Source organism: Salegentibacter sp. UBA1130, from assembly GCF_002311535.1.
GTDB lineage: Bacteria > Bacteroidota > Bacteroidia > Flavobacteriales > Flavobacteriaceae > Salegentibacter > Salegentibacter agarivorans.
Map to the genome: position 1 here is coordinate 216,617 of NZ_DCAP01000020.1, position 24,293 is coordinate 240,909.

General features: G+C 37.7%; 21 protein-coding genes. 9 read left to right on the forward strand and 12 right to left on the reverse strand.

Annotation, left to right across the window (positions count from 1 at the left end):
* Nucleotides 1-16: 16 nt before the first annotated feature.
* The 5 genes from B4F31_RS06465 to B4F31_RS06485 form a co-directional block, all read right to left on the reverse strand.
* Nucleotides 17-1,258: an ATP-binding cassette domain-containing protein gene (locus tag B4F31_RS06465; RefSeq protein WP_286760937.1), complete on the reverse strand. Its 1,242-nt coding sequence runs from the start codon at nt 1,256-1,258 to the stop codon at nt 17-19.
* Nucleotides 1,259-1,272: 14 nt separating this feature from the next.
* Nucleotides 1,273-3,105 carry an ABC transporter ATP-binding protein gene (locus tag B4F31_RS06470; protein ID WP_286760938.1) on the reverse strand — a complete coding sequence of 611 codons (1,833 nt, stop codon included), beginning with the start codon at nt 3,103-3,105 and terminating at the stop codon, nt 1,273-1,275.
* 82 nt (nt 3,106-3,187) lie between these two features.
* Complete coding sequence (locus tag B4F31_RS06475; RefSeq protein ID WP_075324865.1) at nt 3,188-3,517, reverse strand: DUF4377 domain-containing protein; 330 nt, start codon at nt 3,515-3,517, stop codon at nt 3,188-3,190.
* 143 nt (nt 3,518-3,660) lie between these two features.
* A complete protein-coding gene (locus tag B4F31_RS06480) occupies nt 3,661-5,055 on the reverse strand; it encodes an amidohydrolase family protein (RefSeq protein ID WP_286760939.1) in 1,395 nt (464 codons plus the stop codon).
* 75 nt (nt 5,056-5,130) lie between these two features.
* On the reverse strand, nt 5,131-8,391 hold the full coding sequence (locus B4F31_RS06485) for a S41 family peptidase (protein ID WP_286760940.1): 3,261 nt from the start codon (nt 8,389-8,391) through the stop codon (nt 5,131-5,133).
* A 163-nt stretch (nt 8,392-8,554) separates the two neighbouring features.
* Between B4F31_RS06485 and B4F31_RS06490 the strand changes: the two genes are divergently transcribed.
* Complete coding sequence (locus B4F31_RS06490) at nt 8,555-9,121, forward strand: RNA methyltransferase (protein ID WP_075324868.1); 567 nt, start codon at nt 8,555-8,557, stop codon at nt 9,119-9,121.
* Nucleotides 9,122-9,147: 26 nt separating this feature from the next.
* Here B4F31_RS06490 and folK read toward each other — a convergent pair whose 3' ends face one another.
* Complete coding sequence (gene folK, locus B4F31_RS06495; protein WP_093304312.1) at nt 9,148-10,275, reverse strand: 2-amino-4-hydroxy-6-hydroxymethyldihydropteridine diphosphokinase; 1,128 nt, start codon at nt 10,273-10,275, stop codon at nt 9,148-9,150.
* A 106-nt stretch (nt 10,276-10,381) separates the two neighbouring features.
* Here folK and B4F31_RS06500 point away from each other — a divergent pair, with 106 nt between their 5' ends.
* Both B4F31_RS06500 and B4F31_RS06505 read left to right on the forward strand, forming a co-directional pair.
* On the forward strand, nt 10,382-11,080 hold the full coding sequence (locus B4F31_RS06500; protein ID WP_075324870.1) for a queuosine precursor transporter: 699 nt from the start codon (nt 10,382-10,384) through the stop codon (nt 11,078-11,080).
* A 142-nt stretch (nt 11,081-11,222) separates the two neighbouring features.
* The gene (locus tag B4F31_RS06505) at nt 11,223-13,916 is read left to right on the forward strand and encodes an AsmA family protein (RefSeq protein ID WP_286760941.1); all 2,694 of its coding nucleotides are present in this window, start codon (nt 11,223-11,225) and stop codon (nt 13,914-13,916) included.
* A gap of 138 nt (nt 13,917-14,054) precedes the next feature.
* On the opposite strand, the gene B4F31_RS06510 is transcribed toward B4F31_RS06505, so the two are convergent.
* Nucleotides 14,055-14,849, reverse strand: coding sequence for a DUF2797 domain-containing protein (locus B4F31_RS06510; RefSeq protein WP_093304348.1), 795 nt, complete (start codon nt 14,847-14,849; stop codon nt 14,055-14,057).
* A gap of 109 nt (nt 14,850-14,958) precedes the next feature.
* Here B4F31_RS06510 and B4F31_RS06515 point away from each other — a divergent pair, with 109 nt between their 5' ends.
* Nucleotides 14,959-16,476 (forward strand): GH3 auxin-responsive promoter family protein, encoded by a 1,518-nt coding sequence (locus B4F31_RS06515; RefSeq protein ID WP_075324872.1) that lies wholly within the window; start codon nt 14,959-14,961, stop codon nt 16,474-16,476.
* 177 nt (nt 16,477-16,653) lie between these two features.
* Here the strand turns inward: B4F31_RS06515 and B4F31_RS06520 are convergent, their stop codons facing one another.
* Nucleotides 16,654-18,489 carry a T9SS type B sorting domain-containing protein gene (locus B4F31_RS06520; protein ID WP_286760942.1) on the reverse strand — a complete coding sequence of 612 codons (1,836 nt, stop codon included), beginning with the start codon at nt 18,487-18,489 and terminating at the stop codon, nt 16,654-16,656.
* A gap of 131 nt (nt 18,490-18,620) precedes the next feature.
* On the opposite strand from B4F31_RS06520, the gene folE reads away from it, so the two are divergent.
* The 5 genes from folE to B4F31_RS06545 are packed head-to-tail and all read left to right on the forward strand — an operon-like array spanning nt 18,621 to nt 22,449.
* Entirely contained in the window at nt 18,621-19,298 is a 678-nt protein-coding gene (gene folE / locus B4F31_RS06525; RefSeq protein WP_075324874.1) for a GTP cyclohydrolase I FolE, read from the forward strand.
* A gap of 37 nt (nt 19,299-19,335) precedes the next feature.
* Nucleotides 19,336-20,820, forward strand: coding sequence for a cysteine--tRNA ligase (gene cysS / locus B4F31_RS06530; protein ID WP_075324875.1), 1,485 nt, complete (start codon nt 19,336-19,338; stop codon nt 20,818-20,820).
* 20 nt (nt 20,821-20,840) lie between these two features.
* On the forward strand, nt 20,841-21,086 hold the full coding sequence (yidD, locus tag B4F31_RS06535; protein WP_075324876.1) for a membrane protein insertion efficiency factor YidD: 246 nt from the start codon (nt 20,841-20,843) through the stop codon (nt 21,084-21,086).
* Between the two features lie 50 nt (nt 21,087-21,136).
* Nucleotides 21,137-21,958, forward strand: a complete 822-nt coding sequence (lgt, locus tag B4F31_RS06540; protein ID WP_075324877.1) for a prolipoprotein diacylglyceryl transferase — start codon at nt 21,137-21,139, stop codon at nt 21,956-21,958.
* Nucleotides 21,955-22,449 carry a DUF192 domain-containing protein gene (locus tag B4F31_RS06545; protein ID WP_286760943.1) on the forward strand — a complete coding sequence of 165 codons (495 nt, stop codon included), beginning with the start codon at nt 21,955-21,957 and terminating at the stop codon, nt 22,447-22,449. Before lgt ends, B4F31_RS06545 begins: the two co-directional genes overlap by 4 nt.
* Before the next feature lie 105 nt (nt 22,450-22,554).
* Here B4F31_RS06545 and B4F31_RS06550 read toward each other — a convergent pair whose 3' ends face one another.
* From B4F31_RS06550 to B4F31_RS06565, 4 genes are all read right to left on the reverse strand, one after another.
* Entirely contained in the window at nt 22,555-22,839 is a 285-nt protein-coding gene (locus tag B4F31_RS06550) for a type II toxin-antitoxin system RelE/ParE family toxin (RefSeq protein ID WP_093304306.1), read from the reverse strand.
* A complete protein-coding gene (locus B4F31_RS06555) occupies nt 22,832-23,071 on the reverse strand; it encodes a ribbon-helix-helix domain-containing protein (protein ID WP_093304303.1) in 240 nt (79 codons plus the stop codon). The genes B4F31_RS06550 and B4F31_RS06555 overlap by 8 nt, the downstream gene beginning before the upstream one ends.
* A gap of 362 nt (nt 23,072-23,433) precedes the next feature.
* Complete coding sequence (locus B4F31_RS06560; RefSeq protein WP_286760944.1) at nt 23,434-23,802, reverse strand: helix-turn-helix domain-containing protein; 369 nt, start codon at nt 23,800-23,802, stop codon at nt 23,434-23,436.
* An 11-nt stretch (nt 23,803-23,813) separates the two neighbouring features.
* Nucleotides 23,814-24,110, reverse strand: a complete 297-nt coding sequence (locus B4F31_RS06565) for a type II toxin-antitoxin system HigB family toxin (RefSeq protein ID WP_286760945.1) — start codon at nt 24,108-24,110, stop codon at nt 23,814-23,816.
* Nucleotides 24,111-24,293: the final 183 nt, after the last annotated feature.

The window sequence follows — 24,293 nt, forward strand, 5'->3', positions numbered from 1 at the left end:
TCAATTTTTTCCACAATTATTCTACAAGTATTTCCCCTTTAGATCCATTTTCTGATGGAATTAGATGGTAAATAGCCTTTGGTTCCAGACCTTTCTCTTTTCTATGCGAAACAAAAATCACCGCGGTAGGACTTTCCCTGACGATTAAATTAATGAGCGAAGTGATTTGCAGCGCACTTTTATCGTCTAGCGAGGTTGTGGGTTCGTCTAAAATAAGTAAAGGCGGATGCTTAATCATCGCCCTGCCAATAAGAACCATTCTTTTATGAAGTTCAGATAATTCTGTAAAAATCTTAGCTGATTTATCTTCCAAATTCAGGATTTTTAACCATTCTTTAGCCAACCTGATATCTGCATCTCCAGGTTTTTGGTACAAACCAACGCTATCTACCAAACCTGAAATTAGCATCTCCAAAACAGTATTTCTTCGGTGAAAAAGTTCGGTAAGCGCAGGCGAGAAATACCCGATTTTCTTTTTAATCTCCCATACACTTACACCACTGCCTTTTTTGTTTCCGAATAAGTATAAGTCTACGCCATAGGCTTTGGGATTATCGCCGTAAATCATAGAAAGCAAAGTAGTTTTCCCTGCACCATTGGACCCAGTAAGTTGCCAAAAATCTCCTTTTTTAATTTCCCAGCTAATATTTTCTAAAACCGGTTTACCCCCATAAGAAACCGAGACATTTTTCATTTTCACCAATATATTTGGCACGTCCTGGAATTTTACTGGTGCTGGAGGAATATTTACTTCTGAAAAATTGCTTTCATTATTCCCCTGGAATTCTGAAACCTCAAAGCTTTCGACAACTTGTTCGTTTTCGAGTTTCAATATTAAATCTACAAAAGGCAGTAAATCTTCTTTTCGATTAAAAATCTGAATGATAACAGTTGTTTTAGAAATATGCTGCAAGGTCAATTTTAAATCAGATACCGATGTTTTATCAAGACTATCAAAAGGATTGTCTAAAACCAGAAAATCAGGCTCCTGACTAAGTAAATATTGCAGCAAAGCTTTTCGTTTCTCCCCACTGGAAAAAGTTCGTAAGGAACGATTTTCATTAAAAATCAAGGCAGAGTTCCCGTGTTTATAATCTTCCTCAATAAATTTATTTAAAATCGATTCAGAAAAAAGCAGGCCTTTCTTTCCCTGCAATTCCTTTAATTCTTCTGGAGAATTTCCTTTCAAAAGTTGCGGTAGCCATTTTCCCAGTAGAGAAAAATCGGGTGTAAAAATTGCGTAATGATTTAAGCTCATTGTTTAAAGATCTCTTATTGATATCCCTGCGCCTGTAGGTTGAACAATTCGGCATACAGCATATCATTTTGCATCAATTCTTGATGCGTTCCAATTTCCAGTACGGCACCGTTTTTTAAAACCATAATTCTATCGGCTATTCTTACTGTGCTGAAACGATGCGAAATAATTACCGCAGTTTTCCCCTCAGTAAGCTTAATAAATCGGTCAAAAGCTTCGGTTTCAGCGCGGGCATCTAGCGCCGAAGTCGGTTCGTCTAAAATTAAAACCTCTGCATCTTTCATATAGGCACGGGCAATCGCAATTTTTTGCCACTGCCCACCCGAAAGATCTTTTCCCTGCTTAAAGCGTTTCCCCAATTGCTGATCGTAACCTCGCGGCATATCAGAAATTACCTCGTTCGCCAGACTTTTTTGCGCAGCGCTGTCAATTCGATTTTGATTACCGATTTCTTCAATTTCGCCCATGGCAATATTTTCACGAAGCGTTAATTCAAACTTTACAAAATCCTGAAAAATCACCCCGAAGTATTGTTGATATTGGGATTGATTATATTCTTTAACCGGAATATCATCGAGTAGAATCTCACCTTCAGTAGGTTCATAAAACCGAAGTAATAATTTTATCAGCGTGGTTTTCCCAGCGCCGTTTTCTCCTACAAAGGCCAGTTTTTCTCCTGCTTTTAATTCAAAATTGATGTTTCTAACCACCCAGGCTTCAGATTTAGGATATTTGAATCCGACATTTTTAAATTCAAATCCTTTTTTAATTTTCTTTGGAAGCGGTAATTTTTCTTCCGAAGTTTCATCGGAATATTTAAGGTCCAGAAATTCAAAATAATCCTGAAGGTAGAGTGCACTTTCGGTAATTGCGGTAAAGCGGGTAAAAAAGCCCTGCAATTTAGATCGAAGTCTGTTAAAAGAACCCGATAGGAAAGTAAGATCACCAATTGTAAAAATTCCCGCTACGGTTCTAAAAACGATTAAAAGATAAGCACCATAATAGGCTCCTGTACCAATCACGTTGAAAACTGAACCCCAACCGGCGCGCTGTTTTGCCAGTTTTTTACTCATTAAATAATAAGTGTCGGAAAGGTTTTTAAATCGGTTTGCCAGGTAATCTGAAAGTCCGAAGAGTTTTACCTCTTTTGCCGTTACATCACTAGCGCCTACATAGCGCAAATAATCCAGTTCCCGACGTTCTTGGGTCCAACTTCTGGCCAGGGAATAACTGGTGCCACTAAATTTGATTTCATTTATTATTGTAGGAACTACGGAAACCACCAGTAAAATTATTAGCCAGGGTTCAAAGGCGACTACCCCAGCAAGTAAAGTGAAAATTACCACCAAATCCTCAGCCTGGGTAAGAATATTAGACATTAATCCAACCCTACCGGTGGTTTGCTGCCGGGCTCGTTCCAGTTTATCGTAAAACTCAGAATCTTCTAACTGATCAAGGTTTAATTCTGAAGTTTTCTTAATAATTCGAACCGAAGTATCTATGCTATATTGGTCTCCCAACAAACCATCAGTCAAACTAATCGCCCTACTCATTAGATCTGATAAAATAGCCAGACCGAATTCTGCTGCTACCAGTAACCATAACCTATCAAGGTCTTTTTCTTCGGCCGCAATTTGTAAAACCACCTCATCAATAATCAATTTTCCTACAATAAGGATAACAACCGGTAAAATGGCGTTAATGGTCCTTGCCAATACATTAGCGTAAAACAGCAAAGGGTTTACTTTCCTGATTTCCTTAAAAAATCTAGGTACAAATTTTAAGGATGCAAAACTTCCTTTAAAACTGACTTTATTGGCTTCTAATGACTTTTTAGATCTGGGCAAGAATTATTTTTTCTTTGCAAGTTAGCTAAGATTTGAAAAAGATGGTAGTAATAAAAAAGAAGAAACACTGAAGATCTTCAATTTAAACCTTTTCCTTAGACATTATCCTTACCAGTCGATATGAAATTGAAGAACCATCCATAGGCGGATTTTTTATTTTCTTCTTCTTCACTTTTAAATGATAAATATAACCGGGCTCATAATCAAAGCCTTCTATGCTGTCCTCATAATAAAAAAGGCTCCAGTTATCTGTACCTATATGGTCTCCTTCCTGCACGAGTAAGCAATTTCCTTCCCTTTCTCCCACACATTCTTCGGTATAGCTATTCACAACCATATCTACCACTCTTATATCATCGCTAAAGCTAATACTAAGCAAAAACACCAAACCTATAAGACCACCCTGTATCATAACATTCCATTTTTATCCTATTAAAGATAAGCGATTGTATGATTTGCGAACTGGGGTTTTTCCCTTATTTATACTTGAAAATTGAATTTCGAAAATAATATATCCTAACTAATTAACTATGCTAAATTGGGCAGCTGAAACTATTATTGAATATCCTGAAGCATTTTTCCCAAATCTTCACGGGTAAACACCTTTCCGCTTTTTATTACCGCTGTGATTTCCTTTAGGTTCTGCAAATTTTCAAGAGGATTATTTTCCAAAAGCAAGAGATCGGCTATTTTTCCTTCTTCCACACTTCCATAATTATCTCCAAGATCCAGAAATTCGGGGCCGTTAATTATAGAGCTTTTTAATACCTGGGCATTACTTAAACCTGCTTTAGAAAGGGCATTTAATTCCCCGTGCAAAGATTCGCCGGGATAGACATAAGAATTAAATGCCCCACAATCTGAACCTGCTAAAAGCTTAACGCCCGCATTCTCCATTGGCTCAATCATTCGCACACTTATTTCTTCCATTTTTTCCCTCATCTTACTACCGGATGCTTTTGCTCTTTTTGCTCCTTCTATTCTACCTTGGTAGGTTTTTTGAATTCCGGGACCAATATAGTTTAACAATGAATCCTGCCTGTGATCTACTTCCAAAATTTCCGCCAAGGTTTTACCTATATAAAGTGTGGGGGTTACGTATACATTTTCTTGACTCATTTTAGCAAAAACCTCTGCTGCAAGTTCGGGATCGTAGGTATCTATTAATGGTTCTATCATTCCGTAGCCAAGATCGGGTTTAGTAAGACTGTCGGCGGCAGGAGAACAGGCTTTCAGTGGATAATACATATGCTCGGCACCATCAAGACCTAACGAAACCGCTTTCATGAAATCGGCGCTCATGGGCATATGGCCGGTGATTTTTAGGCCACGTTTTTCAGTTTCTTTAATGATATTGTAATAATTTTCTGCGGAAAGATTTCCATCATAGGTCTTTACGTAATCTACATCTAATTTCTCCAGGGAATCTAAGGCAGCTCCAATATCGCTCGAATTTGAAACTTTTATAGACCCAGGCCAGGCCGGTTTATCACCATCCAGCTTGGGCCCCGAACTAAAAATCCTGGGACCATCTAATTCACTATTAGCAATTTGATCTTTCCATTCCATTACACTCGGAGTGATATCACCACCGGCATCGCGTACAGTGGTAATTCCGTATGCTAAAAAAAGTGGTAGAAGGTCTTTGTTTTCTTCTACCAAAGTATCACCCCCTCTAAAATGAACGTGGTTATCCCATAGTCCCGGTATTACAAACTTTCCTTCGGTATCAATTAATCGATCGGCAACAAATTTCTCATTCTCAATACTTTCACGAACCTCAACAATTTCACCATCTGAAATAAAAATTGATTGTCCTTTGCTTAGACTTTCACTCTCTACATCTATAATTTGAGCATTATAAATAACAAGATCGTAGGCTTTGACTTCCTTATTCTTGCAAGATGACAGGGTAATTGCTAGCAATAAGAAATAAGTGAGTTTATTCATTTTTATAAGACTTTTAGACGCGCACCTGGTAATTCAAATTCCCGCTTTCTAAATTTAAATTAAGTCGAAAGAATATTAGTTATCAGTTTTATCAGGATATACCGGGGAAGGCACTTCTGCCGGCGGATTAGCCTCCAGCTGTTTCAGCACAATCTCAATGGCTTTTTCCAGTTGAGGGTCTCTTCCTTCAAGAACTTCTTCCGGCCATTGTTCCACCTCAACATCTGGTGCTACTCCTTCGTTTTCTACACTAAAACCTTCTTCGGTATAAAAAGCAACATTAGGTGCGGTAACAGAGCCGCCATCTATAAATTCAGGATAACCCAATACGCCTACCAGGCCGCCCCAGGTAGTTTTTCCAACGATAGTTCCAAGATCAAATTTTCTAAACATCCACGGCAGATAATCCCCACCGGAACCTGCAGTTTCATCAGTAATCATCACTTTTGGCCCCTGTATAGAAGCACTTGGCGATTTTAGATCTTTTCCATAGCGAAACCTCCAGTGTGCCTGCTCTGGTTTTTTAAGAATATCTATAACATAATCTGCCAGTTGGCCACCGCCATTAAAACGTTCATCTACAATAATCGCCTGCTTGTTCGCCTGCGGAAAGAAGTAGCGTTTGAAGTACTCATGTCCCTCCGTGGCAGTATTTGGCACATAAACATAGGCAACCCGGCCATCGGTAGCTTCGTGAACTTTTTGAATATTGCCTTCTATCCAATCGCGGTTTCTTAAAGCAATTTCATTTTCAACCGGAGTTACTTTAATTTTTCTTGAATTCTTCATATTAGGATTAGGACCCACGGTGAGCATCACTATTTTCCCGGCCGTATTTTCAAATAACTTATAGATATTATCACTAGCCTCTAGCTCTTCTCCATCTACTGCCAATAGATAATCGCCTTCTTTCACATCTACTCCGGGTTCGGTAAGGGGAGAACGCAAATTAGGGTTCCAATTGAGCCCGCCATAGATTTTTTCAAACCTATACCTGTCATCTTCTATACTGAAATCTGCTCCCAAGAGACCTCCTTTTACAGATTCTTTAGAATGAAGCCTGTCACCTCTACCGGAAAACCTGTGATGCCCAACTCCAAGTTCACTAAACATCCATTCCATCACCCGGTAGAGGTCGCTTCGGGAAGTAACATCTCCTATAAAAGGCTGATATTTTTCTTTCATTTTATCCCAGTCTACGCCGTGCATCCCGGGATCATAAAAGTAGTCTCGATTAACTCGCCAGGCCTCATCAAAAATATTTGGCCATTCTGCTACGGGATCAATTTTAACCTGAATATCACCGGTATTAAGCGTTCGCTTTTCTTCAATTTTATCAATTTCAACGAGACCCCATTTTTCTTCTGCCTTATAAAGTATCTTTTTTCCATTGGCAGATATCTCGTAAAAAGTGGCAGGCATTATCTTCTTATTCTCCCTTTCTTTAAGATTGTACAGATTTAGAGTTCCCTTGTTTTGCTCGTGAGGAGGATAAGCTAAATAATAGAGATTTCCTTCTTTTGGCGAACTTAGGTTAGCATACTTGCCGGCAGGAAGCGGTACATCCACGATCCTGTTTTCTATTCCCTCGAAATCAATTTTCAAGTCGGGAACTTTGATTTCTTTATCCTCTTCTTCCGCCTTCTTCTTTTTCTCTTCCTCTTTTTCTGCCTGCTCAATCTTTTCAACATCGTTTTCTCTTGCAAATGGAGATTCTACATCCTTCTGTAAAGTCACCAGGTAAATCGAACTGGTCATTTCCATATCCTGGTTAGACTGATCAAACCAATTCACCACCGGCCCGGCATCTGTAGAAGCTAACATATAAAGATATTTTCCGCTTGGATCAAAAACCGGACTTGAAACGCTGGAGAAACCATCGGAAATTGCATAAGATTTATCTTCTGAAAGCGAATACACATAGGCCTGTTCAAAGCTGGTTCCTGTTACTATGGTGTAACTAATCCAATTAGAATCGTGAGACCAACTACCAAAAAGGTTCCTAAAAACTCCCGGTATATATCGTTCATCCTGAGAAACTTTTGTCACTTTTCCGGAATCTATGTTTAACACATAAAGATTACGCCCATTATCTACAAAACTTATTTTCTTACTATCTGGCGACCACTTTGGATAAGCATAAAAACCTGCACCCTCAAGTTTAAATTTTTTAGCCTCTTTTTGTTCGCTTTGATCCTGAACGTGCAGTGCATATTCTCCGCTTTCATCGCTAACATACGCGATGAATTTTCCATTTGGAGACCATACAGGGTCTTGTTCGTGCACCCCCGGGGTTTCAGTTATATTAACCACATCGCCTTTTTCAGCGGGCACCGTTACTATTTCCCCTCTAAAATCCATTACCACCCTTGCACCGGTAGGCGAAACGGAGGCGGTACGAATATATTCATCACCCTTTACAAACCTTGGGCGCAGTTCAAGAAGATCTGTCGCGATCCCAACCTCTATTTTTTCAGTAGTATTAGTTTCCGGATTATAGGTATGCAGGTATCCGGCTTGCTCAAAAATGATTTCATCATTTCCTGCGGAAAGATCTAAAACCGGGAAATCTTTAAAATTGGTAAGTTGAGTAATCTCTTTGGAATTCATATCATAACTGTACAAATTGAATTCTCCATTCCTGTCACTCCTGAAATAAACTTTATCACCCAGCCATTGAGGCCTGGTATCGTTGCTTCCACCTTCCGGTTTCGAAATTTCTGTAACAGAATGGTCATTGGTATCAAAGATCCAAATTCGAGAAGCAGTACCACCACGATAATATTTCCATTGATTAAAAGCTTCGAAAAGTGGCGTATAAGCAATGTATTTTCCATCGTCTGAATAATCTGCCCAAAAGGCATTTGGAATCTCCAGTTCTTTAACCTGGCCACCCTTTACTGAAACCTCAAAGAGTTTCATATATCTATTTGTAAAAACACTACGCTGAGAACCAAATAGTACAGCAGAACCATCTGGTGTAAAACCACGAACCAGGTCGCTCCCGGGGTGCCAACTAAGGCGCTCAGGCACGCCACCATTAGCAGGAACCACATATACATCGGTATTTCCATCATATTCTGCATTAAAAGCTATTAAACTTCCGTCTGGTGAAAAAACAGGATTGGATTCAATCCCATCATCTACTGTAAGTCTTCTTGGTGAAGAGCCATCTTTATTTGCCACCCAAAGATCTTCGGCATAAATAAAAGCGATTTGAGAATCACTCATCGCGGGTTTTGAAAGTAAACGGGTATCTTCTTTATTAATATCCTGGGCTGCAAGAGTGACAGACAGGAAGAAAAAAAGTAGCAGGGAAGTAGTTTTATATATCATACTAGAGGAATATTTTATCATTTACTAATATAAAACTAAAATGTAAATAACCTATGAAACCCGTAATTACGAAAGATTCGAATTAAAAATCCCTGCTTATCAACTCCAGTCTTTTTAGATTTAAATTAATTTATTTCCTCGCATTCTTATTAATTTTGCCGCTATGGAAAACCGAAAATTAAAAAACAGCGAACTGGACCGAAAATCTATTGAGGAATTCAAGAAAGCTGAGAAGACACCTATTATTCTGATTCTAGACAATATTAGAAGCTTAAATAATATTGGTTCGGTTTTTCGTAGTGCCGATGCTTTTTTAATCGAAAAGATTTATCTCTGCGGAATTACCGCACAACCACCTCATAAAGATATTCAGAAAACCGCTTTAGGCGCAACTGAAACCGTAGACTGGGAATATACGGAAAACACGCTGGAGGTAGTGGAAAAACTTCAACGAGAGAAAACAAAAGTATTTTCAATTGAACAAGCTGAAGGCTCGGTGATGCTAAATGATTTTAAAGCCCAACCGGGTGAAAAAATCGCCGTGGTTTTTGGTAACGAGGTAAAAGGAGTACAACAAAAAGTAGTTTCGGCGAGTGATGGAATTATTGAAATCCCGCAATTAGGTAGTAAACATTCGCTAAATATTGCGGTTAGTGTAGGCGTGGTTTTATGGGATCTATTTTCTAAAATAACCACCAATAATCGTGAGCAATCTTATATGGCTCACTAGAGGAACTTCCTACTTCTAGGAAATCATTAGGCTTTGATCTCTTCTAAAATCGACAAATAATCCAGGCGGTTATTTACAAAGTCTTTCCCGGAAATATCTACAATCTGCACCTTCATATTGGTTTGGGTCTTTATAAAATTCAGGTAACTTTTATTGATTTCCACTAAATAATCTGGCTGAATATTCTGCTCGTAATCACGACCGCGAGCCTTGATATTCTCCAATAGTCGATCTGTATTTTGGTAGAGATAAATGTAAAGATCTGGCTTTACCAATTCCTTGTACATTAAATGAAAAAGCTTGTGATATAAAGCATATTCGTCTTCAAGCAGCGTGATTTTAGCAAAAATAAGCGACTTAAAAACATCGTAATCTGAGATCACAAAATCTTTAAAAAGATCATATTGCGCTAAATCGTCTGAAAGTTGCTGATAGCGATCGGCCAGAAAAGACATTTCCAAGGGAAAAGCATATCGCTCTTTGTTCTCGTAGAATTTTGGTAAAAACGGATTGTCTTTAAACCTTTCTAAAATGAGTTTTGCATTAAAATCTTCGGAAACCATGGTAGAAAAGCTGGTTTTCCCGGCACCAATATTTCCTTCAACCGCGATATAATTCAGGTTATTTAAATTGAATGCTTTTTTAGGAATCTCTAGCTTTTCAGGAATCGCTTTTATTTCTGAATTGTCCTCAACCCGCTTCAGTAATTTTTCAATAGAAACTTGAAAAATAGGATGATGCTCCTTAGCAGCGATATCGGCCAAAGGTAACAACACAAATTTTCGGTTTTGCATTGCAGGATGCGGCACTATCAAATCTGAGGTTTCTAAAATTTCATCTTCAAAAAGAAGAATATCCAGATCCAGGCTTCGGTTTTGGTAATTTTTAGCATCAGAGCGAACTCGACCGGCATCAGCTTCAATCTTTAATAATTTCCGAAGAATTTCTTCCGCAGAAAATCTGGTAGAAACGGCAATACAGGCGTTTAAAAAAGCATTGCCCTCAAAACCCCAGGCGGGCGTTTCATAAACCTGCGATACCTGTTGCACCTCGCCAATTTCTAAATATAATTTATGCAGTGCATTTTGCAGAAGCTCAAAGCGGTTGCCCACATTGCTTCCCAGGGCGATATGTACTATTTTTGGGGAATTCAAACTAACTGAAGAAAAATTATTAAAGCTTATCCTGTAAATTTCACAGCAAATTAAGTAAAACAAAATCACATACCCCTAATTTTGTAGGAAGACTTAAAAAATAAATTTGGCTAAACTTTTACTGAAAGACAAACTTGCGGCACAGCGCGTATATTTAATATTGGCCGGGCTTTTTATCGCCTCATTGGTTGTTTCGAACCTAATATTTCAGAAATTCTTTAGCTGGGATTTTTTTGGGCTCTATACATTTGAAATTTCTGTTGGAATTTTACCGTATCCGGTTACTTTTTTGATCACCGATATTATTAGCGAGATTTACGGTAAGAAAAAAGCCAACCAGGTAGTAACCACGGGAATTTTTGCTTCGTTCTTTTCTTTGTTGATAATTTACACTGCAGATGCCGTGCCCGCTACCGAATGGTCTCCCATAGGCGACGCTTTGTTTACACAGGTTTTTGGCGCTACCACTATTGCCGTTTTTGCCTCAATGGTTGCCTATTTATTGGCACAGTATATAGATATTCACTTATTCCATTTTTGGAAAAGATTGACCAAAGGAAAACATTTATGGCTCCGGAATAACTTTTCTACCTTTCTCTCGCAGTTTGTAGATACGTTTTCGGTCTTGTTTTTGCTCTGTAGTTTTAATAAAATTGAATGGGACTTATTTGGCGCACTTTTACTTAGCGGATTTTTATTTAAAGTAATCGTTGCCGCGCTGGATACTCCGCTGCTCTACGCTTCGGTCTTTGCTTTTAGAAAGCGATTTAAATTGAAGCAAGGCGAAGAATTAAAATATGATTAATTTAAATAAACCAGCTTAATTGGTTTGAATTAAATAATATAGAAATGAAACCAACATGCTGCTGGACCCAAAGATTGGTAATTCACAGGATAAAATTTGGAGCTTGTGTTTAATCTAAAATTGGAATAAAAATTTTTAAGAAATGAAAAAAGCATTAAAAATAATTGGAATTGTATTGCTGGTAATTGTAGTAATACTGGTTGCCGCTCCATTTTTGTTTGAATCACAAATAAAAGATTATGTTCGAAAAACGGCCAATGAGAGTGTGGATGCACAGGTTGAATTTAGCGACATAAGCCTTAGCTTTTTTAGGAGTTTCCCGCAAGCTACGGTGGTAATTGAGAATTTCAGCGTGATCAATAATGAACCTTTTAAAGGCGATACGCTTGCGATTGGGGAGGAAGCGCAACTGGAAATGTCTATTAAAGAATTATTTAAAGGTGCCGATGAACCTAAAATTTTAGACAATATAAAAGTCAACAACACTTATCTAAATATTAAAGTGGACTCTCTTGGCAATGCCAATTACGATATTGCAGTTGAAGATACTACCGCTGTAGCTTCCGACTCCGCTTCCACGGGATTTAGTTTCGATCTTAAACATTACGAGATCAATAATTCCCGGGTAAAATATTTAGACGAAGGCCAGAAACTGTTACTGGATGTAGAAGAGTTGCATCACGAAGGAACCGGAGATTTTTCTTTAGCTGAAAGCGAACTGGACACTAAATCTAACGCCCTGGTTTCTCTAGATTACGATGGAACAAATTACCTGAACCGAAACAAGGTTTCCCTTGATGCCGTGATCCAGATGGATCTGGAAAATATGCGTTATACTTTCCTTGAGAACGAAGCAATTATCAATCAGTTGCCGTTAACATTTGAAGGGTTTGTGCAGGTGAATGAAGATAATAACGAGATAGATCTAAGTTTCCAAACGCCTTCTTCAGACTTTAAAAACTTTTTAGCGGTAATTCCTGCGACCTACGCAAAAAACATTGAAAATGTAGAAACTAGTGGAGATTTCATTGTTAATGGGAAAATTCAGGGAATTGTAGACGAAACCTATATTCCAAAAATGGATATTAAAGTGAGCTCAGATAATGCCTCCTTTAAATATCCAGATCTACCAAAAAGTGTTCAGGACATCAACATAGATCTCCAGATATTAAACGAGACCGGGATACTTGAAGATACTTACCTCACTTTTGATAATGTAACCTTTAGAATAGACCAGGACAGGTTTGCCACCAACGGAAGCATAAAAAACCTAATGGGAAATATGTTAGTTGATATGGCGCTGCAGGGGACTTTAAACTTAGCGAACCTAGACCAGGCTTATCCGCTGGAACTGGAACAAGATCTCAATGGAATCTTAACCGCCGATGTTACCACGCAATTTGATATGAATTCTATTGAAAAAGAACAATATCAAAATGTAAAAAGTAGCGGTACGGCAAGCATTAGAAATTTCAGTTATAAATCGCCAGAAATTCCTAACGAGGTAAAGATCGCTAATGCGAGATTGAATTTTAATCAGGGTAATGTTCGCGTACCTGAATTAAAACTTACCACGGGGCAGACAGATATTACAGCTTCGGGAAATATTGAAAACCTAATGGGCTTTTTGTTTACTGAACAAAATTTAAAAGGAAATTTCAATGTAAATTCTAATGTTTTTGCCATCAACGATTTTATGATCGCTGAAACCAAAAATCAATCTCAGAGCGAAACCAAACCAGAAGATACTCCGGGAGAAATTTCTACTCCGGGCACCAATGAAGCGGTAAAAATTCCTTCATTTTTAGATACCGAACTTGCGTTTAATGTAAACACGGTAATCTATGATAACCTGGAACTTAAAAACGCTAAAGGAACTATTATCTTACGCGATGAAACCGCCACTTTACAAAACATCACAACCAATATTTTTGGTGGAAATATCGCGCTGGCAGGAAATGTTTCTACTAAAGGAGCAACACCAACTTTTGATATGGACCTGGCGCTAAACGCACTCAATATCGCAGAATCTTTTAACGGATTGGAGATGTTACAGGGCCTCGCACCGGTAGCCCAGGCTTTACAGGGTAAATTACAGACCAGCCTTAAGTTAAACGGTAATTTAAATAACGATCTTACTCCGCAATTATCAACCCTTGCCGGGAATGCACTGGCGGAAATACTAACTGCAGAGGTAAATCCTGAACAACTTGCTTTACTTTCACGTTTAGACCAGCAGTTAGACTTTATAAATTTAAAGGATATTGACCTGGACAAACTTAAAACACGTTTGACCTTTAATGATGGAATGGTGCAAATTGAACCCTTTAATTTTGATGTAAATGGCGTAAATGTAGAAGTTTCCGGGGGCCACGGCTTTGATATGAATATGAACTACAACCTGAGTCTCGATGTGCCTGCAAGAATGCTGGGAAGTCAGGTAGGTAATGCCCTTAGCAGATTAAGTGGAGATGAACTTAAGAATATGGTAGTAGCGCTGCCAATAGGTTTAAAAGGAACTTTTCAAAATCCGCAGATAAATATCAATATGGAGCAGGCGGTTAGCAATCTTACCCAGAAAATTGTTGCAAAACAAAAAGAAAACCTTAAAGAACGCGGGCAGGATGCAATTAGAGATATTATTAATAAGCAAACCGGTGGAAATCAAAAGCCACAAAATGATAGCATTACTTCTCAGGATTCTACACAAACCCAAACCCCAAAAACTGACCAAACCCCAAAAAGTCAGGAAGAGCAGGTTAAAGATGCTGCCCGGAATATTTTAGGCGGAATTCTGAAAAACAGAACTCAGAAAAAGGATACGACAAGCAATTAAAAAATTAAACCCTCACAGATTTTTAGTAATTTCAGAAATCTGGGAGGGTTTATTATATTATATCTTCAGGAATAAACTTTTCTAAATGTTAGATGCTGAAATAAATTCAGCATGACGTGTTTTCACAGCTTTTTTAAATTAAAGCACACCCAACTCCACTACAAAACCTTCGTGGGCCCGGACGTTAAAAACGGTACCGTCTTCAAAAATTAAATATTGTCCTTTAATTCCTTTTAAAACCCCTTCGTAGAATGGGTTTTTACCCAAATTGAGAGTTTTAATCTTTTTCGGAAATTCTAATACCGGAAATTCAATTTCTAATTCTTTTCTATCGCCCAGATAATATTCTTTGGCTTCGTCGGGAATAAACTCTTTAAGTTTATCTCTTTCTTCCGCCAGATTCAGATCCAAAACTTCATTGGTCAACATTTTCCGCCAATTGGTTTTATCCGAAACATGACTTTTCAAAGCCACTTCAGTTATTCCGGCGAGATATCTATTGGGAACTTCTACAATTTCAATGGCTTCGTGCGCTCCCTGATCTATCCAACGCGTAGGAATTTGCGTTTTTCGGGTTACTCCAACTTTTACATTGCTGGAATTTGCCAGGTAAACCACGTGCGGTTGCAACTGAGCTTCTTTTTCGAAATCCAGGTCTCGATCTTCTTCATCTAAATGTGCTTTACTAAGTTCGGGACTCATAATCCAATCTCCGGCTTGCGGAATGGAAGTAAAACAATCGTAACAATACCCCTGGCGGAAAATTTTCTTTTGCAATCCACAGTTTAAACACTGAAATCGAAGAAAATTAAGGCTTATTTTCTTCCCGAGAATCTGGTTCATATTAATAAAGTCTTCCTCAAAAATGAGGTAATATTGCACCTTATCGGTGATCTCAGTTCTCATTTTTCTAAACACCCCTTCGTATCTCATCTTTTTTTCCCTATTTTTAACCGAAGTTGATTTGTAAGCTTCGAAGTTTAAATTAATTTTAGCCAGCCAAACAGCTGAAGCATTGTCAGCGATAAAGATATAAAGAATAATGCCAATTCCATTAGTAAACTCCATTGCTTCGTGGTTTCTCAAGAAGCGAATTCATCAAATGGAGTTGTTTATAAAATACCCCCACGAAGTTCAGGACGAGCTACTTAGACATTTGCTTTCTAAAGCAAAAAATACCGAAATTGGCAAAAAGTATGGCTTTTCAGAAATTAAAAACCACAGCCAGTTTGCGAGCCGGGTACCTATTCAGCAATATGAAGATTACCAGGCTTGCATAGAACGCAGCCGGCAGGGAGAAACCAATATTTTTTGGCCTACGCCTATAAAATGGTTTGCAAAATCCAGCGGCACCACCAGCGCTAAAAGCAAATTTATTCCGGTTAGTGAGGATTCCCTGGAACATTGTCATTATAACGCAGGCAAAGATTTGCTTTGCATGTATTTAAATAACAATCCTCAATCCCAGTTATTTACGGGAAAGAGTTTAAGGTTAGGTGGCAGTAAAGAAATTTACAAAAATAACGGTACGGCTTACGGCGATCTTTCGGCGATTTTAATTGCCAACATGCCATTTTGGGCAGAATTTAGCAGCACGCCCAGCAACGAGGTTTCCCTAATGAACGATTGGGAAGTGAAAATGCAGGCGATTGTTAACGAAACTATTAAAGAGAATGTGACCAGCCTTGCCGGGGTTCCCAGTTGGATGCTGGTTTTACTGAATAATATTTTAGAAACCACAGGAAAAGAAAATCTATTTGAGGTGTGGCCTCACTTAGAAGTTTATTTTCACGGTGGGGTAAGTTTTGATCCTTATGCTCCGCAATATCAAAAGATATTACCCAAAGAAGATTTCAGGTTTTACGAGATCTATAATGCTTCTGAAGGATTTTTTGCCTGCCAGGACCAAAACGATTCCAAAGAATTATTGTTAATGCTGGATTACGGAGTTTACTACGAGTTTATTCCTATGGATAGTTACGGAAGCGAAAATGAAAAAGCAATTCCCCTGGCCGAAGTTGAAACCGGGAAAAATTATGCGGTGGTAATAACCACAAATGCAGGTTTATGGCGCTATAAGATAGGCGATACCGTTAAGTTCACTTCTACTAGTCCTTACCGTATAAAAGTAACCGGAAGAACCAAGCACCATATTAATGTTTTTGGGGAAGAATTAATTATTGAAAATGCTGAAGCAGCCTTAAAAAAGACTTCTTTAGTTACCAATTGCGAAATTGTAGATTATACCGCAGCGCCTGTTTTTATGGAAGGCAAAGAAAAAGGTGCGCACGAGTGGATTATTGAATTTAAAAATCCGCCACGGGATTTTGAGAAATTCAAATACGAACTCGATTTGGCATTGCAACAGGTAAACAGCGATTATGAAGCAAAACGTTATAATAATATGACGCTGAATATGCCTAAAATTCACCAGGCACGTGAAAAATTATTTTACGACTGGCTTAAGAAAAATGATAAACTGGGCGGGCAACATAAAATCCCGAGACTTTCTAATTCCAGAAGTTATGTAGAGGAATTGTTGGGGATGAATTATTTGTAATACAAAGATATACAGCTCCCCTCGTTAAAAGGATGGAAACGGATTCAGCTTTAGCCGAGGAAAGGGGTGGTTAAACATTTAATAATTAAAATAAAATTTTTAAAAATCACCCCTCCGACCTGAGACCACCTCCCTTTGAAAAAAGGTGAGGAGCTCTTTTATTTTTCTATCAACTTATTATCTTTTCAGTGTAAAATTGGCGCCAAAATGATCGTTGGTACCATCTTTTTCAAATTCAACTCTAAACCAATAATCGTCTGCGGGCAAGGTTCTACCATTGTAAGTGCCGTCCCAGCCTGCGCCTCCGGGAGTTAACTCTTTAATCAGTTTCCCATAGCGGTCAAAAACATAGAGTTTTTTAATCTGAATTTCAGTGGTATTTTCAATATTCCAGGTATCGTTATACCCATCAGAATTTGGGGTAAAAAAACGCGGATAACCAACCAGGTAGAATTCTTCAGAAGTTGTAATTCCACAGCCATTAATTTCTCTGGCACTAATGGTATGATTTCCAGGGTCTAAATTTCTAAAAACTGTACTTTCCTGCCAATTACCGTTATCAGCACTATATTCAAAAGTGGTTTCATTTCCTGGCCCAGGAGTTGCTTCTGCACTAATTATATAACCGCCGGTAAAATCACTTCCTTCAATCTCTACCTCAACCGTTTCGGGGCGGGAATAAACAAGTAAAGTAGTGTTAAATTCTATAGAACAGCCAGAGTGATTATCGGTTACAATAAGACTTACACTATTAAAATTGGGAGTTTCAGTGAAATTTAAAACCGCTTCGGTACTAATAGTATTCCCCCCGGCTATCCACTCGTAAGTATAATCGGTACCTAAATCTTCGCCTATTCCTTGTTGATCAAGCACAGTTCCGTCTACATCTACACAAATCACGCTTTCTGCCGGTAGAAAGTTTTCCGGCACAAAAGTTAATTCTACATTGAAAATAACCTCGTTTGAAAGACAACCGCTTTCGGTTCCTTCTACCTGAGCAACAATTTCCCGGGACTCTTCTACCGGGAATGCAGTGGGATTAGAAATAGGATTTTCAGCTTCAAGCTCCTGGATAGATTCATAAAAATTCACCCTGTAATTTTCTTCAGCGGAATTTCCATTCAGAATTTCGGCTGAGGCAGCGCTTAAATCTATAGTGGTTTGATTGGGATCACAGAGGTAAAGATCTTCTGGAGTATTAGCAACGGGCTCACTATAAAACGTAACTTCAATTTCATCTTCATCAGCCTGTCCCGTAATATTTTCATATACAATCACCTTATAACGTCCAGAATTTGTTATGGTTAAGGTAGGATCTTCTTCATTAGCAATTATCTCGAAATTGTTTGTGGTATTATCAAACCTAAACCATTCGTAGCGCTCTACCCCATCTGTAGTAGCATCTAAAGTTGTTTCATTTTGCCCACATAGAAACCTGTCTGGCCCCAACACTTCGTCTAAAATCCCACAATCTGTAGAACCGGAATTAGCCTGATCTGAATTTGTTTGCCGTAAACTTATAAACCCGGGCAATTCTTCATAATTAGTAATTAAAACCACGTAAACCTGTCCTTCCTCAGCATTTGGGATAAACATTTGTTCTACGGTATCGGGTTCGTAACTGCAGTCTACAATATTTAGTTCGCTTAAAGAATCGTCTGTACAATAATCTTCAGTACGGTCAAAAGGTCCCCACACAATAAAATCTACATCGTATTGAGAACCGCCACCATCTTCATTTTGAAATTGAGAAATATCAAATCGAAGATTTCCGGTTTCTTCTACCTGCAAATAAAACCAGGCAGGATAAGGTTGCGAAAGCAAACAGCCATAATCTGGTCCCGGTTGCCCATTTACAATATTACTGTTTGTTGTATTAGAATTAGGAAAAACAAGCTCCTCGTCTCCGGCGCAAAATGGATCTAGATTTTCACAAGAACTACCCTGGCCAAAAACGCTAAAACTCCCGTAAAGAAGAATTATACAAAAAAGAAGTAGGGTTTCTTGTTTCATAATAAGTTCTAGAAGTTACAAAATAACAAATATCTATTTAAACCCCGGCTTTTATGATTACATAAAAACCTATTAAATATGTATCTTTGCAAGCCAAACAATCGGTTTACGACTATTATTGTAAAAACGGTATGAAAATAGATAAAATTTTGAATGAAATTGATGAGCAGGGAGATGCCCACGTAGGCAGCAGTGCAGAAACCCCTATTCGTGAAGATGCTTTTGAATTGAGCGATATTGAAAAAGTAGCGCTCATCAATAAAGATGTAAAACATATTATGGAAACTTTAGGCCTGGATCTTACAGATGACAGCCTAAAAGGAACTCCACAACGTGTGGCAAAAATGTTTGTAAATGAGATTTTTGCAGGATTAGATCCTGAAAAAAAACCCATTGCATCTACTTTTGAAAATAAGTATAAATATGGCGAAATGCTGGTAGAAAAGAACATTACCGTTTATTCTACCTGTGAGCACCATTTACTTCCTATAGTTGGAAAAGCCCACGTAGCCTATATTTCTAAAGGTAGGGTTATTGGACTGTCAAAAATGAACCGAATTGTAGATTATTTCGCAAAAAGACCACAGGTACAGGAGCGAATGACGATGCAAATTGTTCAGGAATTACAAAAAGCTTTGGGTACTCCAGATGTTGCTTGTGTTGTTGATGCCAAGCACCTCTGTGTAAACAGCCGCGGAATTAGAGATATAGACAGTAGCACCGTAACCAGTGAATTTGGCGGAGCTTTCAAAGAAAAATCTGTAAAAAGAGAATTCCTTGACTATATAAAATTAGACACTACTTTTTAAAAAATTCTATTTCTTAATAACCAACAACTAACTATCTATGGCGCTATACCAGGAACAAAGCTTGAAAATGTACAATTCTATGACGGGGGAAAAGGAAGTCTTTAAACCCATAAACGAAGGAAACGTTGGAATGTATGTTTGCGGCCCTACTGTTTACAGTAATGTTCATTTAGGTAATTGCCGAACTTTTATCTCTTTTGATCTGGTTTTTCGCTACCTAAAACATTTAGGCTATAAAGTAAGATATGTAAGAAATATTACCGATGCCGGTCACCTTGAAAATGATGCCGATAGCGGGGAAGATAGAATTGCCAAAAAAGCACGTTTAGAACAAATAGAACCTATGGAAGTGGTACAACGCTACACCATAGATTTTCATAATATTCTGCAAAAATTCAATAACCTGCCGCCGAGTATAGAGCCTACGGCTACCGGCCATATCGTTGAGCAAATTGAGATCATTAAAACCATAATCGAAAAAGGATTTGCCTACGAGGTAAACGGATCGGTTTATTTTGATGTAAAGAAATTCAATGAAACCAATCATTATGGTAAGCTAAGCGGAAGGGATATTGACAATATGATTGCTAACACCCGCGAACTTGCTGCACAAAGTGACAAGAAGAATCCGCAGGATTTTGCGCTTTGGAAAAAAGCCGAACCACAGCATATTATGCGCTGGCCTTCACCCTGGAGCGATGGTTTTCCCGGCTGGCATTTAGAGTGCACCGTGATGAGCACAAAATATTTAGGTGAAGAATTTGATATTCACGGCGGCGGAATGGATCTAAAATTTCCACACCACGAATGCGAAATTGCCCAGGGAGAAGCGGCTACGGGTAAAAACCCCGTTCATTATTGGTTACACGCCAATATGCTTACTTTAAACGGGAAGAAAATGGCAAAAAGTACCGGCAATAATATTCTTCCCGAGGAAATTTTCTCTGGAAATAATGATGTTTTAGATAAACCATTTTCACCGAATGTGACCCGCTTCTTTATGCTTCAGGCGAATTACCGTAGCATCCTGGATTTTTCAGATGAAGCATTAAAAGCCAGTGAAAAAGGTTTTAACCGATTGATGGATGCTTACCATGCTATAGATGAGCTTCCGGTTTCAGATAAATCGAGCGTAGATATTAAGAGCTGGAAACAGTCTTGCTACGATGCGATGAACGATGATTTTAACAGCCCGATTTTAATCGCCAAACTTTTTGATGCGGTTAAGATGATCAACAACATCAAGGAAGAAGCTGCTACGATCACTTCAGAAGATAAAGACGAATTGCAAAAAACAATGTCGGCTTTTATGTTTGATGTGTTAGGCCTTTTAGACAAAGTTTCTGAAAATAATGACACTTCAGATAAGCTTTCTTCAACCGTAGAATTGCTTATAAAACTGCGTGCTGAAGCAAGAAACAATAAAGATTTTGCTTTAAGTGACCAGATAAGAGATCAATTACAGGAAATGGGTATTCAGCTTAAAGACGGAAAAGAAGGTACCACTTTTACTATTAAGTAATTAATAAAACAGGAAAAACGATGCTTAAAAAATGGTTAGCATATCCGTTTATCCTGTTGGTGAAATTTTACCAGAATTTTATTTCCCCGCTTACACCGGCAACCTGCCGTTATAATCCAACCTGCTCGCAATACAGTCTAATCGCTTTACAGCGTTTTGGTGTTTTTAAAGGTGGCTGGCTTAGCTTAAAACGCATTTTTAGCTGCAACCCGTGGGGCGGAAAAGGCTACGACCCGGTTCCTGAAAAAACAGAAACCAAAATATAGGGCAACTACTTGCAAATATGTATCTTTACCCTACTAATCAATTTTAATTTATGCTTTTTAACGCGATCACCTGGAGCCCTTCAGAAGGTTTAGACTTAGGTTTTTTCACCCTTCACTATTACAGTTTAATGTTTTTGATAGCCTTTGGACTGGGCTGGTACATTATGAAAAGTATTTTTGTAAGGGAAAAAGTCTCGATAGAGAAACTGGATTCGCTTTTTATTTACACGGTTTTAGCCACATTGATAGGTGCGAGATTAGGTCACGTTATTTTTTATGATTGGGATTATTTTCAAAATCATTTATTAGAAATATTCTTACCGGTTCGTTTTGAACCAGAATTTGAATTTACCGGCTTTAGAGGTTTGGCCAGTCACGGTGCCGCTATTGGGATTATTATCGCAATGTACCTTTACCGTAAACGCGTTTTAGACAAACCCGTACTTTGGGTTTTAGACCGAATTGTAATTCCGGTAGCTAGTGGGGCTATTTTTGTAAGAATAGGAAATTTTATGAATTCTGAAATTATAGGAAAACCCACCAATTCAGATTATGGAGTGATTTTCGCAAATTTAGGAGAAACTTTTCCAAGGCATCCGGCACAGTTATATGAATCTTTTTGTTATTTATTAATTTTTATCCTGCTATGGTATTTATACTGGAAAACCGAAAAACGCCATAAAGTAGGCTATCTTTTTGGCTTGTTCCTGGTTTTACTTTGGACGGTAAGATTCTTTGTAGAATTTGTAAAGGAAGCCCAGGTAGAAGAACGCACCACCTGGTTATTAAATACCGGGCAATGGCTTAGTATTCCGTTTATTATCGCCGGATTATACTTTATGTATCGTCCTACCAAACCCAGAACCGTATGATACGTAAATCCATAATTTTATCAGCGCTTATAGCGGTTTCATTCTTATCTTCCTGCAAGGATGATAATACTGTTGAAGAACCTATTGAAACCGAAGAAATAACTTTCACTAAAGAAGGCGAAGCAACCTTGCTGAAACCTAACGGAGATACAATAAAGCAAATTGATATTGAAATTGCCGATAATACTTACGAAAGAGAAACGGGTTTAATGTACCGTGAGAGTATGGAAGACGACCAGGGAATGCTTTTTATTTACGATGATGAAGCGCCCAGGGCTTTTTATATGAAGAATACCTATATCCCCTTAGATATTATATATTTCACTTCAGATAGAACTGCGGTGAGTTTCCAAAAGAATGCGCAACCGCAAGATGAAACTTCACTACCCTCTGGAGAACCGGCTCAATTTGTACTTGAATTAAACGCAGGACTTGCAGACGACTGGAATATTGAAGTTGGGGATAAAATAGATTTTGAGCGGGTAGATTAGGTTTTAAAGCTAAATATTTCATTTATTGAATTAGAAGTATTTCTATCGAACCCGAAATTTGTGTTGTAGTTTTCTGAAAAAGTGTACTTCTTAACGATTTTTAGATTAAATATTGCTTAAATCCTGTTTTCCGATTATTGCCATAATTTCTACAATATCGTTTTCTATGCGATAATAGATACTATCAACGCCACATACACATCTTCTATACCCAGGTTTTATGAAATCAACTGCTTCGAAAGAGAAAGGTTGCTCTGCGATTAATTCGAAATATTCAAAAAATATTTCGAAACAGATATCTGCATGAGTGACTCCAAACCTTTGTACTCCAAATTGATGAATTCTTATTAAATCTTCTTTAGCAACATTACTTAACCTATACTTACTCATTAAGTAAAGACTTTGATTGTGCTAAAATCTGTTTTTTACTATCATTTGTAAATCCGCTTTCTTCTGCTTTTTCTAATTTACTTTTAATCCAATCAATTTGAACCTGCTGATTTCTGACCTGTCTTATCAGGTCATTAATCAATTCACTTTTACTTGAATATTCCAGACTCTCAATTTGAGATTTTAACCATTCATCATTTGGTTTTGTAAATGAAATACTTTGTCTGGGCATAATAATTCCTTTTGATGTAAAATTGCACCATATTTACATCAGAAGCAAATTTTTTATTTTAAGTAATAAATTGGTTTTGCCGACCACTGGAATATTGAAGTTGGTGATAAGATAAATACTTAAAGGATAGATTCAGTTTTAAAGCTAAATATTTCATTTACTGAATTAGTTTAGCACAGGGATTTTTTATAATCTTTTGTAGTTTTTTGTTTTGATCTATCACTGAATGATCCCGGTTATTGGCAGTTGGGAGTAAGGGAACGCAGATTTGTCGACTTAATATTGGTTTCTTCATCAAGTTAACTATTTTCTTCCTATCGCTGCCACCTATTTGTAGCGAACCGTTGTTCTATGCAGGTTTTTTATTTCGTTAACTGGTAATTTGATACTAAAACAGAAGCAGAAATATGTAGAATTCCTTCAAGCTCTCTAATCATATCTACTGTCAATCTTTTCTTTTTATTCAGGATTTCTGAAACTCTACTTTTTCCTCCAATAACTCCAACTAAATCTTTTTGTTTTAGATTCATTTCTTCCATTCTGATTTTTATCGCTTCAATAGGATCAGGAGCATCAATTGGATAATGTTCATTTTCGTAATTATTAATCATCATAGAAAGGATCTCCGCTTCATCCCCCTCCTCAGAATCAGTTGGAGCATCAAATATTACGTCTAGCCTTTCTAAAGCTTTCTCGTAATCCTCTTGGTTTTTTAAAGGTTTAATTCTCATAGCTCTAATTTTTAAATTGTGTTAGCATCTATTTTATCATATTCTGCATGTGTTCCAACAAATCTTATAAAGGCCCACTGTCTTTCATAGTTGAATTTCACAATTAATCTATATGAGTTTCCTTTAATATTGAAAACAACTCTATTATCTTTTAAAATGCAAGCATTTATATAAGTTTTCTTTGCATCATTTGGAGAACTCCAATTGCAACTTTTAGCTGTTTCATGCCAGGTCTTTAAATATTGCTCTGATTCAGAATGCTTTTCCCAGAATTCTCTCAATGTCTTTTTTGAAACTATAGTCTTCATTTTAAAAAATCTAAAATAAAGATAATTAAAGTTCTCTAATTTAGAACTTTAGAATAAAAAAATTGCAATTGGATTTCCCAATTTCAAGGCGTTAAGGTTTATGCAATCAAAAACCCCATTTCAACAAAACCAAGCCATAAAAAAAGCGCCCCATTTGGAGCGCTTTTTAGTTTATCTATTTCC